The sequence below is a fragment of the Crenobacter sp. CS_VA4 genome, from assembly GCF_055597485.1.
On sequence record NZ_JBVMAE010000012.1, the window covers coordinates 1 to 16045 of the forward strand.

Here is a 16045-nt window from a genome sequence, read left to right on the forward strand (position 1 = left end):
GCCACCAACACCCCGCTGTCGCTGGGCAACCTGCTGACCATCCTGGCGGTGTCGCTGGTCACCTCGAAGGGCGCGCACGGCATCCCCGGCTCGGCAATCGTGATCCTGGCCGCGACCTTGTCCGCGATCCCGGCGATTCCGGTGATCGGCCTGGTGCTGGTGCTGTCGGTCGACTGGTTCATGGGCATCGCCCGCGCACTGACCAACCTGATCGGCAACTGCGTCGCGACCGTGGTGGTGGCACGCTGGGAAAAAGACATCGACCTGGAGCGCGCCCGCAACGTGCTCGGTGGCAAAGAGGGTTACGAGTTCATTCCCCAGACACGCAACGCGATTGCAAACGAACCTGTGCACTAAGAGCAGTACCGAGCATTCCTCCATTTACCGGCCCGACCTCTGTGTTGGGCCGCTTTTTAGCCGGGCGATGACGTCTCAGGTATGGAACGACGTCAGGGCGATGCCCGGGACGAGCGAGTATGCGGGTCTTGCCGGGTGAACCGTCGCACGCAGAGCCGTTAACAAAACCCATCCAGCGCTGTTGTTCTTCCCTGCCATACGCTGCCTCCGGCGCACGACGAGCAGGATCGCTCCGCTGGGTTTTGTTAGCTGCTCTTATTTCCGAACGGGACGATAAGCCATGGAACTGGACAAGATGTCGCTGGAGCAACTCTATGCCGAACTGGAGCGATGTGAGTCCGCGCTTCCAGAAGTTCGCTACAAGTGGGTTTGTGGGCAATGTGGCAATGAATATCTAGGCGGGACTCGGATGAAAACGGTCTACCTCATGGCAGCGGAGCTGTATTGCGGACATTGCGCGCCCATCCCGTCCTGGAGGCAGGTGCGAGCCGGTTTACAGCAGCATCGGATTCCAATGCAGAAGCAACTGGCGAAGATGGCTCCCGGCTGAAGTTCCTGCCGAACGCCTGGCGGCTATCCGTCGATCGGCTCGGGTGCAGTCTGCCGCGCTGAGGGCCGGAATGACAGGTGGGCAACATTTGCTAACACTTGCCAACAGACGTTAACAGGCGGGCTGGTTATGCTGGAATCGTCAAGAAACCATAAAGGCGAACAACCATGAAAACCCGCTTCCTTCTCCCCGCGATTCTCGTGCTCGGACTGAGCGGCCTGGCCAACGCAGGTGGCTCAACCCTGATCGGCGGGGCCTTGGGTGGCGCAGCCGGCGCGGCGATCGGTGAATCGGTTGGCGGACGCGATGGCGCCATTCTGGGCGGCGCGTTGGGCGGTGGGGTCGGTGCTGCAATCGGCAACGATTATGGCCGCGAGCGTGAGGTTCGCTACGAACGCCGTTATTACCACGACGACTACTACCGGCCCAGCGGCTACTACCGCGATTACGATCATCGCCGTTATGAGCATGAGCGCCGTTGGGACGAGCGTCGCCATTGGGATGATCGCCGCTGGCATGAACGCCGCTGGGACGACTGACGCACTACCGGCCACCCTCTTCGGCCACTAATCCTGCGCCGCTGCCCGAATAATGTCGGGTAGCGGTTTTTGCGTCTGCAACCGGTCGTGAATCGAGAATCTGGTTTGGATCGACGGAGGGAGTCTGGCTGTCTGCTCTGATGGCATTGGCCGTTGGTGTAATATTGGGCCGTGATCGAACGGTAAACGCTTGATTTACCGGGGAGCGGTTTGGATGAAAAATGGCAGATATCGAGCATTTGAGGAAGAGGGCGCCTGAGCTGTTGCAACGCCTGACCAAGGAGTGGCCGGAGTCTTTGTCCGGCCATTTTGCATTGGAGCTGGCGCTCAGCGGCGGGCTGGACTCGGTGGTGCTGCTCGACCTGCTGCAGCAGGTCCGAACCCGCTACGGCTTTGTGCTGAGCGCTGTGCACGTTCACCACGGTCTGTCGTCCAACGCCGACGCCTGGGCGGTGCACTGCCAGGCGCTGTGCGAGGCGCTCGGGGTGCCGTTGCGGATCGAGCGGGTACAGGTGGTGCCGGCCGGCGACGGTATCGAGGCGGCGGCGCGGCGGGCGCGTTACCGGGTGTTTGCCGCGTCTTCGGCCAACGCGGTGGTGCTGGCGCAGCACCTGGACGATCAGGCCGAGACGGTGTTGCTGCAGGTGCTGCGCGGCGGCGGTCCGCACGCGCTGGCGGCAATGCCGCGCTGGCGGTCGCTGACGCCGGCGCTCGCGCTATGGCGGCCGCTGTTGGGCGTGCGCCGCGACGAGCTGGCCGCCTACGCGCAGGAGCGGGGCTTGCGCTGGGTCGACGACGAAAGCAATGCCGACCCGCGTTACCGCCGCAACTGGCTGCGCCACCACTGGCTACCGGCACTGGCTGCGGCGCTGCCGGACTACCGAACGCAGCTGCAGCGCACGGCCAGCCAGATGGCCGACGCGGCGGCGCTGCTCGACGAGTTGGCCGAACAGGATTTGGCGCAGACCGTGCAGGCCGGCCGTCTGCAGCTGGCCGGGCTGACCCGGCTATCCGCGCCGCGGCAGCGTCAACTGCTGTTGCGTTGGGCGGAGCGCAGTGGGCTCGGCAGTGCGAGCCCGGAGTCGGTCGAGGCGTTTCGGCGCCAGCTGCGGGATGCCCGCACCGACGCCACGCCGCAATGGCCGCTGCCGCGTGGGCTCGTACACCGCTATCGCGGGGAATTGTGGCCGGACCTGGCGTCGGCCGAGCCGCATCGCCAACCGTTACCACCGACGGTGTTGACGACGCCATTGGCGTTGTCCAACTGGCAAGGCGTGCTGGCGTTCGAGCCGCGCAAGGGTGGGCTGCGCCGCGAGCTGATCGAGCAGGACCTGTGGCTGCAGCCGCGGGAGGGGGGCGAAAGGCTGGCCTTAAAGGTTGGCCGAAAGCCGGTGAAGACGCTGTTACAGGAGGCCGGGGTGCCGCCGTTCTTGCGGGCACGCTGGCCGCTGCTGGTCGATGCCGCCGGCGAGTGCATGGCGCTGCCCGGCGTGGCGGTGGCGTGCGCGGCGCAGGACGACGACGGCTGGTGGCCAAACTGGACGCCGGCGACCGGCACGCGGCTCGACGCCGACTAGGTTGCTGATCGAATACCGGCTTCGGCCGATGACCGGGGCTTTATCGCGTCTGTGTCGGCCAAGCCGTGGCGGGGCTCAGTCGTAGCGGCGGCGCAGTTCGTCGACCGTGTGGCCGATCAGCCAGTTGGCGATCGACAGCGACGGCGGGATCAGCGGCAGCGCGTCGATGTCGTACCAGTTGGCGTCCTCGATTTCGCCGGCCTGCGGGGTGATGTCGCCGCCGGCGTATTCGGCGGTGAACGCCAGCATCAGCGAGTGCGGGAACGGCCACGATTGCGAACCGACGTAGCGCGGGGTCTGCAGCCGCAGACCGACTTCCTCGAGGGTCTCGCGGTGCACGCAGTCTTCCAGCGTTTCGCCCGGTTCGACGAAACCGGCCAGCGCGCTGTACACCCCGGGGGCGAAGTGGGGTGCGCGCGCCAGCAGGATCTCGCGGCCGCGGGTAACGGTGACCATCATCGCCGGCGCCAGGCGCGGGTAGTAGACCTCGCCGCAACTCGGGCAGCTGCTGCCCTGGTCGTGGGGATGCGGGCGCAGCGGGGTGGCGCAGGCGCCGCAGAAACGGTGGGTGTGCGCGAAACGGTTGAGCTGTGCCGCGCGCACCAGCGCCTGGGCCTGGTCGCGCGGCAGGCCGAGCAGCGCCGGCCGCAGCGGGCTGAGCGTGGTGCCGGCCGGCGCGGTGCCGATCAGGTTGGCCGAAAACAGATTGCGGCCACCCAGCTCGCCGAGGAAGCGCCGCCCGGTCAACGACCAGCGCGTGGCCTCGTCGCCCGGCAGACGGTTGTCGATCAGCACCACTTGTTGTCGGTCGAACACGCTCCACAGGGCGGGCAGCGTCGGGTCGGGCGAGGCGGGCAGGTTGAGCAGCATGGGCGCGGGGTCGGGCGGTGAAAGGCCTCAGTGTAGCAGGCCGCCGGCCGTTGTAGCGCGGTCGGTGGTGACCGGTGAAGTAGTGGGGCGCGTCAGTCGCGGCCAATCTCGCCGTACATCCAGCGTTCGCTCTGACGCCGCACGACCTCGGACAGCGAGCCGCTCGACTCATGAATGCCGCGCAGCCACTGGCTGTCGATATTGCGTTTGAGCACCCGTTCGCGTAGCTGGGCGTGCTCGCTCTCGGCACCGAGCGCCTGGGCGTGCGGCAGCAGCGCGTTCAGGGTCTCGAGCATGTCCTCGAGCAGGCTGGTCTGGCGCACCTCGCTGGCGTCGACCAGCACCGCATCATAGCCGAAGCGGCAGGCCTGGAAGCGGTTGTAGCTATAGGTCAGATAATGCTCCTGGCGGATATCGTTCCAGTTCTCCTCGAAGCAGCGTCGCGCCAGCATCTGCGCGTAGGCGGCCAGCAGCACCGGGGTGTCGACCGACAGCGGCGTGTCACAGATGCGGATCTCTACCGTGCCGTATTCCGGCTTCGGGCGGATGTCCCAGTAGAAGTCCTTCATGGACTCGACGATGCCGAGGCTGGCCATCTTGACGAAATAGTCGTTGAACTCGTCCCAGTTGTGCACCAGCGGCATCGAGCCGGACAGCGGGAAGGCGTTGACGCTGGTCAGCCGCGAGGTCTGGAACAGGGTGTCGACACCCTGGTGGAACGGCGACGACGCCGACAGCGCGATGAAGTGTGGGATGTAGCGCGACAGGTAGTGGGTCAGCCGCACCGCCGCGTCGCCGTCTGGGCAGCCGATGTGGATGTGCTGGCCGTACACGGTGAACTGCTTGGCGAGATAGCCGTACAGTTCCGACACCAGGCGGTAGCGCTCCTTCGGGTAGATGCGCTGGTCGCGCCAGTGCTGGAACGGGTGCGAACCGCCGCCGGCGAGGCCGAGGTTGAGCTTCTCGGCGGAGTTGACCAAGAGCGTGCGGATCGCGATCAATTCTTCGAGCATCGCACTGGTCTGGCTGTGTACCGCAGTGCCGATCTCGATCATGCCCTGGGTGATTTCCGGCTTGATGTCGTAGCCGTGCTGGCGGCGGTTGATCAGTTCCAACAGGTCGTCCGAGCCGCGCGTCAGGTTGTAGTCGCGACGGTTCAGGATCATCAGTTCCAACTCGACGCCGAGGGTCAGCGGCTGGCTGGTGGAGAATTCCAGCATGGTCTAGCTCCTTTCGTCGATACGAAAAACCGGCGGGGTGCTCCGGTGGCCCTACCACCGGGCAGCGGCCGGGTGCAGCCTCCCGCGCCGGTTTTCAGTGTGGCAGATCATTCGTGGGTTTCACCGGCCAGATGCAGCGCGAAGCGGCTGGTCAGCGGGCCGATCAGCTCGAGGATGCACAGCACCGCCAACGTTGCCGGCATCAGCATGGAACTTTGGCTGGCCAGCAAGGTGCTCGGCGCCAGCAGCATCAGCGCCTGGGCGCCGCTGCCCATCGGGGTCAAGGCGAGCCCCAGCAGCGCGCCGCGCTTCACCGACAGGCCGTTGCTGCGCGCGGCGATGGCCCACGGCAGCATCGCCAGCGCGCCGCGCAGCAGCACGAAGGCCAGCGCCAGCGGCCAGGCATGCACCAGTTCCGACGGAACCAGTTGCGCCCCGGTGGCGACAAAGAAGGCGACGAAGAAAAAACTGCTGCGCGCGAGCAGGCTCGGGTCGGTCAGGGTGTCGCCGCTTTGCAGGTTGCGGGTGGCTAGGCCGAAGACCAGCAAGGCCATCGCCGGCATCATCGCCATTTGTTCGGCCAGGCCGACCACCAGCGCGATCATCGCGAACAGCAGTACCCACTGCGCCTCGCGTTGACGGCCGCTCAGCCAGGCGTTCAGACGGATCGCGATCAGCCCGGCGACCAGGCCGAGCGCCGCCGAGCCGAGCACCAGCCACGACGGCCGCAGGAACACCGATTCGACGCCGGCGGCGCTGGCGAAGTGGGAGTAGGAGAGGGCAATGCCGAATGCCACCAGCGAGAACAGGCCGTTCAGGCCGGCGGTGGCGAGCAGGCGTTCGGTGACCTGACCTTCGGCGCGGGTTTCGCGGGTGATCTCGAGCAGGATCGGTGCCGAACTCGACACGCCGACCGCGGCCAGCAGCGCGGCCGGTGCGTAATGAAGCTGGAACGCGATCAGCAAGCCGAACAGGCCGGCGAAGAGCAGGGCGGAGGTGATCAGCGAGGTGAGCAGCAGCGTGCGTTCGCGGTTTAGCCAGGATAGGTCGACGCGGCGCCCCAGCTCGAATAGTGCCAGGCCCAGGGCCAGATCGCTGAACAGCGACGCTTCGCTCAGCAAGTCGTGCTGGATCAGGCCAAGGCCGGCGGGGCCGATGATCAGGCCGGTGAGGATGTAGCCGGTCACGCTGGGCAGGTGTGCGATACGCATGGCGATCTGGCCGCCAAGCACGCCCAGTGCCAGAATCAGGCCAAAGGCGGTCAGCGGATTGAGCGCCAGGGCTTGCCAGGGAAATAGGTTCATGAGCGTCTCCTTATGACTTGTTTGATGAAACGCCCCTGCTCATGAGGGTGGTCGTGCGGAACGGTGCCAGAGGAAGCGTCGGCCGCGAAGCGTGCGATTCAGAGGTGGGCCGGGCGGTAGCGTGAAGCAACGGTTCCGTGTGGCTGTATAAGCAATCCCTGAAAGGCAGTGTGGTGATTTTTGACTGGTTTGGCAAGGCAAAGCGGCGCGAGCAGGCGCAGCAACAAGCCCGCAGGCTGCGTGAAATCGGCCGTGATCTGCCGCTATTGCAAGGCCTGACGGACGATGAATGGCAGCGGCTGACGGCGCTGGCGACGGGCTTACTCCGTAACAAGAGTCTGACCCCGGTCGACGGCACGGAGTTGGCCGAACAGGACGCCGCGCTGGTGGCGTTGCAGGCGGTGCTGCCGGTGCTGAACCTGGGCGAGATCGCGCTGGCGGGCTGGCAGGAGCTGATCCTGTACCCGGACGCCTTCGTCACCCGTGACCTGTGGTTCGACCATGCCGGGCTGGCGCACGAAGGCGTCCAGGTGCTGATCGGCCAGGCGCGCCAGGACGGGCCGGTCGTGCTGTCGCTGCCGGCCGTGGCCGACTCGCCAGAACTCGACGGCTGGAACGTGGTGATCCACGAGATCGCCCACAAGCTCGACATGCTCAACGGCGCGCCGAACGGCTATCCGCCGCTGCACAAGGGGATGAGTCGCGAACAATGGGCCCGCGACTGGGGACGCGCCTATGAGGCGTTCTGTCACGATCTGGATGCTTCGCCAGACGGCGAGAGCGTGCGCTGGCCCTGGCTCGACCCGTACGCCGGCGAGCACCCGGCCGAGTTCTTTGCGGTGCTCAGCGAAGCGTTTTTCGAGACGCCGCACTGGCTGCGGCGCGACCTGCCGGCGCTGTATCGGCATCTGGCGGCGTTCTACCGGCAGGATCCGGTTACACGGTTGCCGGAGTTGGACGAGATGCTGGCCTGGCCGGCGGCGGGTGAGGGCGCGGACTAGCTTTTGCCGCCATCGAATAAAACGGGTGAGATGCGCCGCCGTTAACAGGCGGTCATTTCTGATCCAGCCCCAGCTTGGCCCAGCCTTCATGGCCCAGCGCGTTCAGCGTGTCGATATTCTTCTGGAAGATGGATTCCGCTTCCGGAAAGGCTTCCACCGCGCGGTCGATGCTGCTCTCGCGCAGCAGATGCAGCGTCGGGAAGGGCGAGCGATTGGTGTAGTTCTCGATATCGTCCGCCTGAGTGTCTTCGAACTGGAATTGCGGGTGGAAGCTCGCCACCTGCAGTTCGCCTTCCAGTTTCAGCTCGTCAACTACCGAGTCCGCCACATCGAGGAAGTCGTTGAAGTCGAGAAAATCGGTCATCACGTACGGGTGGATCAGCAGCGTGGTGTCGATCTTCTCCGGGTTGGCTTCGGCCAACGTTTCCAGCTCGCGGACCAGATCCTCGATCAGCGCGTCGATGTGTGTCGCCTCGCTGACCACGAAACGTACCTGGTTTTTGACATAAACCGACTTGGCGAACGGACAGAGGTTCAGGCCGATCACGGCTTTTTCGACCCAGAGGCGGGTCGCGGCGATGATCTGGTCGTGGGTGAGCGTGCTCATGGCGCGTCCTTTCAAGACGTGGAAATGAAAAAACCCGGCACGAGGCCGGGTTTTCGCCAGGGCTGTAAGATTACAGCGGCTGGATGTTCGACGCTTGCTTACCCTTCGGGCCAGTGGTCACGTCGAAGCTCACTTTTTGGTTCTCAGCCAGGCTCTTGAAGCCGCTGGAATTGATTTGCGAGAAGTGTGCGAACAGATCTTCGCCGCCTTCGTCCGGAGTGATGAAGCCGAAGCCTTTAGCGTCGTTGAACCATTTTACGGTACCGGTAGCCATGTTGGTTTCCCTGTGTATGGAAGTTAAAAGTAATGAACTTGCATGAAATTCAAGGGAAATGGCGACTTGAGGTACTGACTGACGCCACTACAGACAAAACACATCTCACAACTTGAAAATTCTGCAGCCAGTATCGTGCCCGTTGTTCTCCCGGCAGGCAAGCTTTTTTTGCGTGGTTGGCGTCGCGACTCAGTACGCAGTGCAGTTGCTCCTGGTCGCCCGGCCATTCTTGGTTCTCGTTACCCCTAGATGTTGCCGTGTGGGACATGGTTCCGAGCGGGGTCTTGTTGCGTAGCAACCGAAGTGCGCGTGATGTGTTCAACCCAGGGTACCGGCCATGGCCGTAGGGCCAGACAAGCGCTATGGCGTGATTAAGCCTGATGTTTGAGGCGACAGCGGAGCGCCGGTGTGGTCGACGATTATGAAGATCCAGAGGCGCCTGAAAATCTTCAAGGTGGCAGCCAAAGTGCCGCTTTCTTGAATATCGAATAGTTCGTGTAATGTATATCGTGTTCAACAAAAAAGCCCCCGGTTTCGGGGGCTTTTTTTATGCCGCTTCCATCACTTCTAAGTCCAGTAATACCCTAATGGAATCCTCGACTTGCGGGCCGTTGATGGCGATGTAGAGGCGCTCCAGCATCGCCTTTTCCTCGGCGTTTTTCGAGCGCTCAAATTGCACAGACAGATAGACATAGGCGGCATCGATTTCCAACGCAAAAGCGACCTTCAGGGCGACATCGAGCCCTAGAAAACTTTTCAGGTTGCGGTAGTTGGAAATTGTTGTCGTATCGACCCCCAAAAACTTGGCAATGCCATAGTCGGATTGAATGTGGGTCTTTGTTTTTAAAGCCGAAAGCCATTCCAACGACGTAAGCATTTCCAAATCTCCCAAGGTTCCCGCCCTGTTTATAGCGATGTAAAGGGAATGGGGCAACGATGGATGGACCTTCAATGATTGATGGCACTGTGACTAATCTGCGCCTGCGGCCCGCCTCCGTTCCCACGGTTCCCAGGCCATCCCACACGGACCGGGCCGCCTCGAATTCACCGATACCGACTGTAACCGTTACGGGCGGGGTTGGACCGGCATGGGGCGCCTGAATTTCGTTAAGCAATGTGAATTGCTTAACAAATTGGCAAAACATATCGGCATATCCCGCACCAGGAGTGCCACCGATGAGCCATGCAGCCCTGACGCCGATTCAAGAGATGATCGCGAAGGCATTCGGCCAACCCCTGTACCGCGAGCCGGTACGCCAGCCGACCCGGCCAGATATCGAGTCGGTCGACAGCATCCGCAAGCGGGTGTTGTCGCCGGCTCAATTGGACGCGATGGCCGGGTTGCAGGAGGGGCTGCTCGCGCTCGGCCAGCTGGAAAAACAGCTAAACGACATCTTGGTGCTACACGGTATCAACGCGAAGCCACTGAGCCGCGTTGACTCGGGCCGCCTCTGGCACGACCTCGAAGGACTGCTATTCGCCCACAACAGCGCTGCCGCCCGGCTGCGCAACGCGGGCGAGCCGCTGCAAGCCGCATCGCACGAACAGCGGCGGGTGGCGTGATGCAATACCTGCACCGTTGCACCCATTGCGGAACCGAAGCCGTACACGTCGGCGTTTGCCAAGCCTGTCAGCGTGGCGTGATGCGCCGAAAGGGTTGGTTTTCAGTGGCGCGGGCGATGCTTCGCTTCCGTCTTGCCGGACGTGGTTGCTGATGCAGTCAGCCGTCCTGACAAAGCGCGAACAGGTCCGTCAGCCGATGGCCGGCTGGCTGGCCGACCGGCTTGCCGACCTGCCGCACCACATGGCGCGCGCGGTGGCGGCCGAGCACCGCCGCCGGCTCAAGGGCCGCGATGCCGACAGCGTGTCGCATACCGTGCTGCGCCCGGTCAATCTGTGGCTGCTAGAGCTGCTGAAACGGATGCCGGAGCGAGCGCTGTCGTTGGCCTCGTCTGACGAGGACATCCGCGAGCAGGCACGCCGTTGGGCCGCCGAGGTCGAGAAGCTGCGCGACAACGGCGCCGAGCCATTCGAGCGTGACGCCTTCTGCGTCGCCAAGGGTTGCACCAAGCCCAAGGGCAAGCACGAGGCGGCCAAGTGGGCGCGGGCGACCGAACCGGGCTGGTGGCGTCGCCAGTTGCGCAGCAGTCATGCCCGTGCCGTCGAGGCGCTCAGCATCGAAGTCGGGCTAGTACATCGTGAAGCGGCCCTATACGCCAGCCGCGACGCCATGACACGCCGTAGCCAGCAGAAGGCCCGCAATCGGGCGTTGCTGGAATCGGTGTCGGCGGTCAACGAGCTGGGCCAGGAATACACGCTCGATCAGTTGGCGGCCGTCTCCGTCAGCAATCCGGCGATCCGCCGCGCCGAGCTGATGACGCGCATTGCCGGCTTCGAGCTGATCGCGGTTGGCCTTGGTCATGCCGGCGAGTTCTACACCCTGACCACCCCGTCACAGTTTCACGCCCGCCACCACAACGGGCGGCCGAACAAGCGCTACGACCCCAAGAACACCCCGCTCGAAGCACAACGCTATCTGTGCCGCGTGTGGGCGCAGATTCGCGCCGCGCTGCATCGCAAGGGCATCAAGCTATATGGCTTCCGCGTGGTCGAGCCGCACCACGATGGCACGCCACATTGGCACATGCTGTTTTTCATGGAGCCGCGCCACGTCGACACGGTGCGCGCCGTGATGCGCCATTACGCGCTACTGCTGGACGGTGACGAGCCGGGCGCCGACAAGGTGCGTTTCGAGGTGACGGCCATCGACTGGAGCCAGGGCAGTGCGGTTGGCTACATCGCCAAGTACATCAGCAAGAACATCGATGGCGTCACTAATGCCGGCGACAGCATCGGCGAGGATTTCGAGGGCCGGCACGGCACCAGTGCCGCCGAAGGCGCGGCCCGAGTCGATGCATGGGCGTCCACTTGGGGCATCCGCCAGTTCCAGCAGATCGGCGGCGCCCCGGTCACGATTTGGCGCGAGCTGCGCCGCGTCGACGTGCCGGGCAGTGGCGATGTACTGGAACAAGCTGCCACGGCGGCCGACGCCGGCAACTGGTCGGAGTTCGTGCGGTTGATGGGCGGCCCGCTGGTTAGCCGCTGCGACTTGCCGCTGTCGCTCGCCAAGGACGCGGCGGCCGAACCGAACCGCTACGGCGAAACCGGTGCCCCGGTCGTGCATGGTGTGGTGGCCGTTGAAACCGGCGAGTACCTCAAAACCCGCCTACATGAGTGGGTTGTTCAGCGTAGCGGCGCAGCCGCGCAGCCTTGGACTCGTGTCAATAACTGTACGGACCCGGCTTTGCCGGTCGATTTGCCGGCCGATTACGCCGAGCAAATGGCGGTCAACAGCGGCGAACCCCTCACCGAATTCGAGCAGCAGGCCGAAGACATCGTTTTCAGCCTGCTGCTGCAACAGATCGACGAGGCCGGCGGCATTGACGCCTACCTAGCCCCCTACAGAAGCGCCGCGCAAACCGAGCGCGACGGCGCGCTGTGCGTAGTCAAGGGCCGGCGAATGCTGGCGCATTGGAAATTTGCCGGCCTCGCCGGCTTAGGGAGAAACAGCGATGCAGGAAATGAAACGGGCGTGCGCCGACCTCGTGTCGGCCAACCTAACCAACGTCAAAGATCGGGCGCTCAAGTTCGCCCAGGCGACGGTGCGCGAAGTGGCGGCGATGCAGGCGCAGTTGGACGCGCTGACGCTGGAATTGACCGACACGAAAGCGGACTTGCAAGCCTCGCTGCAGCAATTGCAGGGGCGCAGTCATGGGTAAGAAATCGGCCATCGGCTTTGTAGATTGCCCGACGTGCGGACACGACCAGATGGAAGTGCGGCCGGACAAGAACGACAACCCGTACTGCTACTGCCCGCAGTGCAGCCAACAGGTGATGACACACGGCGGCGCGCGCGGCGCGCGGCTGCTGGCGCGGATGCGGCCGGTGGCGGACGAGCAGCCTGCCGCTACAGGCGGTAACGGTAACAGCGAAACCGCGCCGAAAAAGGCCGGTTTCTGGGAAAACCTGACAGGGGTAACCGCATGAACGAACCACAACACGAGGCGCGCGACGATCTCGCCAGCGCCGAACTCGACCGGCTGGTTGCCGAGCACGAGGCCGACTTGGCCGAACCGGGTGCCGCCGAGCCGGCCGCCGAGCTGAGCAACGCCGACAGCGTGACGATGGGCCTGGAACTGGCCGTCACCGCCGGTAAACAGTTCTTCCCGTCGCTGGCGACCACCGCACCGCCGGAGAAGTGCCGCCAGGTCGGCAAGGCGCTCGGCGCGGTGCTCGACAAGTACGGCGTGCAGACGGCCGGCTGGCTGGCGCAGTACGGCGCGGAACTGAAAGCGCTGATGGTGGCGGGCGGTTTCGGCTTCGCGGTGTACGCCGGCATCCGCGCCGACATCGCCGCCCGCGAGCAGGAGGCCGCGAAGCCGGTGCCAAATATGGCACCCGCCGCGCCGGCCGCCGAGCCGGTGCCGCCGGGCTTGGCTGAAACGGGCGGTATCAACCACCAGCTACAACCGGTAGCGGCCAATGGCTGACGGCTCAAACAACGTCGCCCACATCGAAGCGGTAATGGGTTCGTCGGGCGGAGGCAAATCCCACTACGTCAAGCAGCAGATCAAGCGCGCCAAGCCGGCGCGGCTGGTCGTGTGGGACGCCCGCGAGGAGTACGGCGACCTCGCTACACCGGTGCATTCGTTGAAAGCCGTGCTCGAAAAGCTGCGCAGCGGCAAGCCGGTGAAACTCGCCTACCGGCCGCCCGGCGTAGTCGAGGAAAAGAAGCTGAAAGAGCTGTTCGGCGCGCTGTGCCGAATCGTGTTCGCCGCCGGCAACCTGACCTTCGTCGCAGAGGAGCTGTCGGACGTGACCTCGCCCAGCTATGCGCCGGGCGCGTGGCGGAAGATCAGCACCCAGGGGCGACACAAGGGGCTGACCGTCTATGGCCTCAGCCAGCGGCCGGCGCGCATCGACAAGGATTTTCTGGGCAACGCCACGAACGTTCGCACGCACCGGCTGAACTACCACACCGACCGGGTGGTGCTGGCGCGCTTCCTCGACGTGCCGCTATCCGACGTGGCCGACCTCGGCGGCTACCACTGGATACAGCGCGACATGAATACCCGCGCTGTCTCGCGCGGCTGAATGTCGCGGTAACGCCACACCGTCTGTATCTGCAGACGGTTTTTTTTCAGTCAGGGCAGGGCCGATTTTCTTACGGTAACGGTAACGGTAACCGGAAAACGCCCCTTGCCCATTTCGGATAAGTTGGAATCTCAACCAACAAATCTCTGTAAGGGGAACGAAATGCCGAGCGTAAAACAAGTCGTAGCCATGGCTCTGCCGGTCGCCATCATCATGGCCGTCGTGTACCGCGTGCAGCCGGTGCGCAAGATCGTCACCGGTCAGTAAGGGGAACACCCGATGAAATACCTTCAACAGTGCAACCCGTTCTCGAACGTCACCGCGACCGGCGTTGCCACCGTCAGCCTGCAGACCGGTCCGACCTACAAGCGAATCGTCCTGGCGCTCGGCGGTACCACCTTCACCAAGGCGATGATTACCGACATCAAGGTGAAGGTGAACGGCCGCACCATCTTCCAGGGCAGCGGCACCGACGTCGACAAGCTCAACAAATACCGTGCCATCTTCGATGATCCGGGCTTCCTGACGCTGGACTTTTCCGAGATCAAGGCCAAGACCATCAATGGCGAAATGCTCGGCGCGCTCGATACCAGCCGCATTGGCAATTTCACCCTAGAAATCAAGATTGCCGGCGCCACCGCCCCGACGCTGGACGCCTGGGCCGAGCTGGACGACCCGCAAGCCGGTTCGGACATGGGCGCGGGCGTCGAGTACGTCGCCGGCAAGCTGATCCAATACCCGGTCAACTCGGCTACCTCTGGCCTGTTCGTCATCGACAACCTGCCAAAGGGCAGTATCGGAACGCTAATCAAGCGGATTCAAGTGATCGGCGCGGGCGGCGTAAACAACGTCAACAAGGCCACCCTCAAGGTAAACGGCCTGATCGTGTACGAGTCGACCGACGCGCTCGCCCGCTTCCGTCAGCAGGAATACAACCGCAAGCCGCAAACCGACGTGCATACCATCGACTTCGTGCTCGATGGCAACCAGTCGAACATGCTCGACACCCGCGGTAACAGCGTGCGCAGCCTGCAACTGCTGCTCGACCTGAAAGCGGCCGGTCAGATGTATGTCTATGTCGAAGCGCTGGACGCAATCGGCAACCTGTAAGGGGGCGCCATGTCCTTAGCGGATGACATAAGGGTTGGGCTCGGCGCCAATGACGGCAGCCTAGGCAATGGCATCTGGGCCAGACGAACAGGGGGGAAAATGGATCCGGTCACCGAAATGGAACCCGCCGACTCAGGCGGGGGTGGCTTCGACTGGGGCGGCATCGGCTCGTGGCTGGGTGACAACGCAAGCTACTTGCTGCGCGCCAAGGTCGACGCCGAATACAAGCAGCCGTTCCAACTGGCACAACGCCAGATGGAAGTAGACAGCATGAAGGGCGATGTGGACGGCGGCAGCGTCAATAACGGCATTCATGGCGGACTGTCGCCAACCGTGCTGATGGTGGGCGCGGGCGCGCTGGTGCTGCTCGTACTGCTGCTGAAGGGCTGACGATGATTCCAATGATGGCGGCCCAAATGGGTTCGCAGGCAATCGGTGCGGTGGCCGGGGCGATGAAGCCCGGCAACGCCGAATCGAGCGCCAAGCAGGAATCCAACGTCAGCGGCCGGGGTGAAGTCGGTTTCGACAGCTCCGGTTGGAACGTCAACTTCGGCAATGGCGCGGTACAAGGGGCGGGCGGCGGCGGCAAGCCGGCCAGCCTGATCCTGTACGCCGCGCTAGGCTTGGGGGCGCTGCTGCTGTGGAAACGCTTCAAGTAAGGCGGGCCGGCCTGACGCCGGACGTGCTCGAGATGATCGGGCCGGCCTTTTCTCACGACGACACCCTGGCCGGCAACGTCCGCGCCGCGCTGGCCGGCTGCGAGGTCTACACCGTGCTTCAGGACGAGCGCCAGGTGTGCGCGTTTGCGCTGCGCACCGAGCAGACGCCGGCCGGCCGGGAAGTGGTCGTGGTCGGCGCGGGCGGCCGGGCGGTGGGGGTGAGCCTCACCGAAACCGTGTTACCGCATATCGAGGACCACAGCGGCGCCGAGTTCGTCCGTATCCACACCGCCCGGCCGGGCCTGGTCAAGCGGCTACGGGCGCAGGGATACGAGGCGGTCGAGGTGGTAATGCGAAAGAGGGTGGACCATGGGCGGTAAATCGAGCAGCAGCAGTGCCAACAGCACAACCACGAACAACACCTACCAGACCAACAACGAAGACAAGCGCATGACCATCGGCAACGGTGGCATGGGGCTTACTGGCACCGGCAACAGCATCAGCACCAGCTCGAGCACGGTCAACAACGTGTTGGACGGTGGCGCGATTGCCGGTGCAATCGACCTCGCCAAGAACGGCCGCGACCTCGCAAGCCAGGAATTCGGCCAGGTGCTGAACGCCGGCAAGTGGATGATAGATCAGGCGTACAAGAACGCCAGCGACAGCCGCGCCGAGGCGCGCGAAACGATCAAGGACGTCGGCCAGGTCTACCAGCAGAGCCGCGAAACCGAGCTATCCAAGGACGGCCAGACCGCTAAGCAGCTGATGACGGTCGGCGGCCTGATCGTGGTCGGCGTGATCGCGGCCAAGTCGCTCAGATAAG

22 protein-coding genes are annotated in these 16045 nt (G+C 64.0%); 15 read left to right on the forward strand and 7 right to left on the reverse strand.

The window, feature by feature from the left end; all coding sequences use genetic code 11:
- The 4 genes from ACZ2IA_RS12655 to tilS all read left to right on the forward strand — a co-directional run.
- The coding region (locus tag ACZ2IA_RS12655; protein ID WP_470292944.1) for a cation:dicarboxylate symporter family transporter at nucleotides 1–357 on the forward strand (357 nt) is incomplete at its 5' end.
- Nucleotides 358–637: 280 nt separating this feature from the next.
- Entirely contained in the window at nucleotides 638–907 is a 270-nt protein-coding gene (locus ACZ2IA_RS12660; RefSeq protein WP_470292945.1) for a hypothetical protein, read from the forward strand.
- Nucleotides 908–1074: 167 nt separating this feature from the next.
- Nucleotides 1075–1446: a YMGG-like glycine zipper-containing protein gene (locus tag ACZ2IA_RS12665; protein ID WP_470292946.1), complete on the forward strand. Its 372-nt coding sequence runs from the start codon at nucleotides 1075–1077 to the stop codon at nucleotides 1444–1446.
- A 221-nt stretch (nucleotides 1447–1667) separates the two neighbouring features.
- Nucleotides 1668–3023 (forward strand): tRNA lysidine(34) synthetase TilS, encoded by a 1356-nt coding sequence (tilS, locus tag ACZ2IA_RS12670; protein WP_470292947.1) that lies wholly within the window; start codon nucleotides 1668–1670, stop codon nucleotides 3021–3023.
- Nucleotides 3024–3098: 75 nt separating this feature from the next.
- Here tilS and nudC read toward each other — a convergent pair whose 3' ends face one another.
- From nudC to ACZ2IA_RS12685, 3 genes are all read right to left on the reverse strand, one after another.
- Complete coding sequence (gene nudC / locus ACZ2IA_RS12675) at nucleotides 3099–3893, reverse strand: NAD(+) diphosphatase (RefSeq protein WP_470292948.1); 795 nt, start codon at nucleotides 3891–3893, stop codon at nucleotides 3099–3101.
- 92 nt (nucleotides 3894–3985) lie between these two features.
- Nucleotides 3986–5113, reverse strand: coding sequence for a YbdK family carboxylate-amine ligase (locus ACZ2IA_RS12680; protein WP_470292949.1), 1128 nt, complete (start codon nucleotides 5111–5113; stop codon nucleotides 3986–3988).
- Nucleotides 5114–5220: 107 nt separating this feature from the next.
- Entirely contained in the window at nucleotides 5221–6417 is a 1197-nt protein-coding gene (locus ACZ2IA_RS12685; protein WP_470292950.1) for a cation:proton antiporter, read from the reverse strand.
- A gap of 173 nt (nucleotides 6418–6590) precedes the next feature.
- On the opposite strand from ACZ2IA_RS12685, the gene ACZ2IA_RS12690 reads away from it, so the two are divergent.
- Nucleotides 6591–7418, forward strand: a complete 828-nt coding sequence (locus tag ACZ2IA_RS12690) for a M90 family metallopeptidase (RefSeq protein ID WP_470292951.1) — start codon at nucleotides 6591–6593, stop codon at nucleotides 7416–7418.
- A gap of 52 nt (nucleotides 7419–7470) precedes the next feature.
- On the opposite strand, the gene ACZ2IA_RS12695 is transcribed toward ACZ2IA_RS12690, so the two are convergent.
- From ACZ2IA_RS12695 to ACZ2IA_RS12705, 3 genes are all read right to left on the reverse strand, one after another.
- The gene (locus ACZ2IA_RS12695) at nucleotides 7471–8025 is read right to left on the reverse strand and encodes a DUF1415 domain-containing protein (protein ID WP_470292952.1); all 555 of its coding nucleotides are present in this window, start codon (nucleotides 8023–8025) and stop codon (nucleotides 7471–7473) included.
- Nucleotides 8026–8095: 70 nt separating this feature from the next.
- The gene (locus ACZ2IA_RS12700) at nucleotides 8096–8299 is read right to left on the reverse strand and encodes a cold-shock protein (protein ID WP_289831526.1); all 204 of its coding nucleotides are present in this window, start codon (nucleotides 8297–8299) and stop codon (nucleotides 8096–8098) included.
- Nucleotides 8300–8846: 547 nt separating this feature from the next.
- Nucleotides 8847–9176: a hypothetical protein gene (locus tag ACZ2IA_RS12705; protein WP_470292953.1), complete on the reverse strand. Its 330-nt coding sequence runs from the start codon at nucleotides 9174–9176 to the stop codon at nucleotides 8847–8849.
- 299 nt (nucleotides 9177–9475) lie between these two features.
- Between ACZ2IA_RS12705 and ACZ2IA_RS12710 the strand changes: the two genes are divergently transcribed.
- Nucleotides 9476–9862 carry a hypothetical protein gene (locus ACZ2IA_RS12710; protein ID WP_470292954.1) on the forward strand — a complete coding sequence of 129 codons (387 nt, stop codon included), beginning with the start codon at nucleotides 9476–9478 and terminating at the stop codon, nucleotides 9860–9862.
- A 157-nt stretch (nucleotides 9863–10019) separates the two neighbouring features.
- On the opposite strand, the gene ACZ2IA_RS12715 is transcribed toward ACZ2IA_RS12710, so the two are convergent.
- Nucleotides 10020–10172 (reverse strand): hypothetical protein, encoded by a 153-nt coding sequence (locus ACZ2IA_RS12715; protein ID WP_470292955.1) that lies wholly within the window; start codon nucleotides 10170–10172, stop codon nucleotides 10020–10022.
- A 3-nt stretch (nucleotides 10173–10175) separates the two neighbouring features.
- Between ACZ2IA_RS12715 and ACZ2IA_RS12720 the strand changes: the two genes are divergently transcribed.
- The 9 genes from ACZ2IA_RS12720 (at nucleotide 10176) to ACZ2IA_RS12760 (ending at nucleotide 16044) form a co-directional block, all read left to right on the forward strand.
- Complete coding sequence (locus tag ACZ2IA_RS12720; RefSeq protein ID WP_470292956.1) at nucleotides 10176–12101, forward strand: replication endonuclease; 1926 nt, start codon at nucleotides 10176–10178, stop codon at nucleotides 12099–12101.
- A 26-nt stretch (nucleotides 12102–12127) separates the two neighbouring features.
- The gene (locus ACZ2IA_RS12725; RefSeq protein WP_470292957.1) at nucleotides 12128–12346 is read left to right on the forward strand and encodes a hypothetical protein; all 219 of its coding nucleotides are present in this window, start codon (nucleotides 12128–12130) and stop codon (nucleotides 12344–12346) included.
- Nucleotides 12343–12849: a hypothetical protein gene (locus ACZ2IA_RS12730; RefSeq protein WP_470292958.1), complete on the forward strand. Its 507-nt coding sequence runs from the start codon at nucleotides 12343–12345 to the stop codon at nucleotides 12847–12849. The genes ACZ2IA_RS12725 and ACZ2IA_RS12730 overlap by 4 nt, the downstream gene beginning before the upstream one ends.
- Nucleotides 12842–13453: a P-loop NTPase family protein gene (locus ACZ2IA_RS12735; RefSeq protein ID WP_470292959.1), complete on the forward strand. Its 612-nt coding sequence runs from the start codon at nucleotides 12842–12844 to the stop codon at nucleotides 13451–13453. The genes ACZ2IA_RS12730 and ACZ2IA_RS12735 overlap by 8 nt, the downstream gene beginning before the upstream one ends.
- Before the next feature lie 279 nt (nucleotides 13454–13732).
- On the forward strand, nucleotides 13733–14563 hold the full coding sequence (locus tag ACZ2IA_RS12740; protein WP_470292960.1) for a major capsid protein P2: 831 nt from the start codon (nucleotides 13733–13735) through the stop codon (nucleotides 14561–14563).
- A 99-nt stretch (nucleotides 14564–14662) separates the two neighbouring features.
- The gene (locus ACZ2IA_RS12745; RefSeq protein ID WP_470292961.1) at nucleotides 14663–14953 is read left to right on the forward strand and encodes a hypothetical protein; all 291 of its coding nucleotides are present in this window, start codon (nucleotides 14663–14665) and stop codon (nucleotides 14951–14953) included.
- 26 nt (nucleotides 14954–14979) lie between these two features.
- Complete coding sequence (locus tag ACZ2IA_RS12750; protein ID WP_470292962.1) at nucleotides 14980–15222, forward strand: hypothetical protein; 243 nt, start codon at nucleotides 14980–14982, stop codon at nucleotides 15220–15222.
- Nucleotides 15204–15602: a hypothetical protein gene (locus ACZ2IA_RS12755; RefSeq protein ID WP_470292963.1), complete on the forward strand. Its 399-nt coding sequence runs from the start codon at nucleotides 15204–15206 to the stop codon at nucleotides 15600–15602. The genes ACZ2IA_RS12750 and ACZ2IA_RS12755 overlap by 19 nt, the downstream gene beginning before the upstream one ends.
- A complete protein-coding gene (locus ACZ2IA_RS12760; protein ID WP_470292964.1) occupies nucleotides 15592–16044 on the forward strand; it encodes a hypothetical protein in 453 nt (150 codons plus the stop codon). The genes ACZ2IA_RS12755 and ACZ2IA_RS12760 overlap by 11 nt, the downstream gene beginning before the upstream one ends.
- Nucleotide 16045 lies beyond the last annotated feature (1 nt).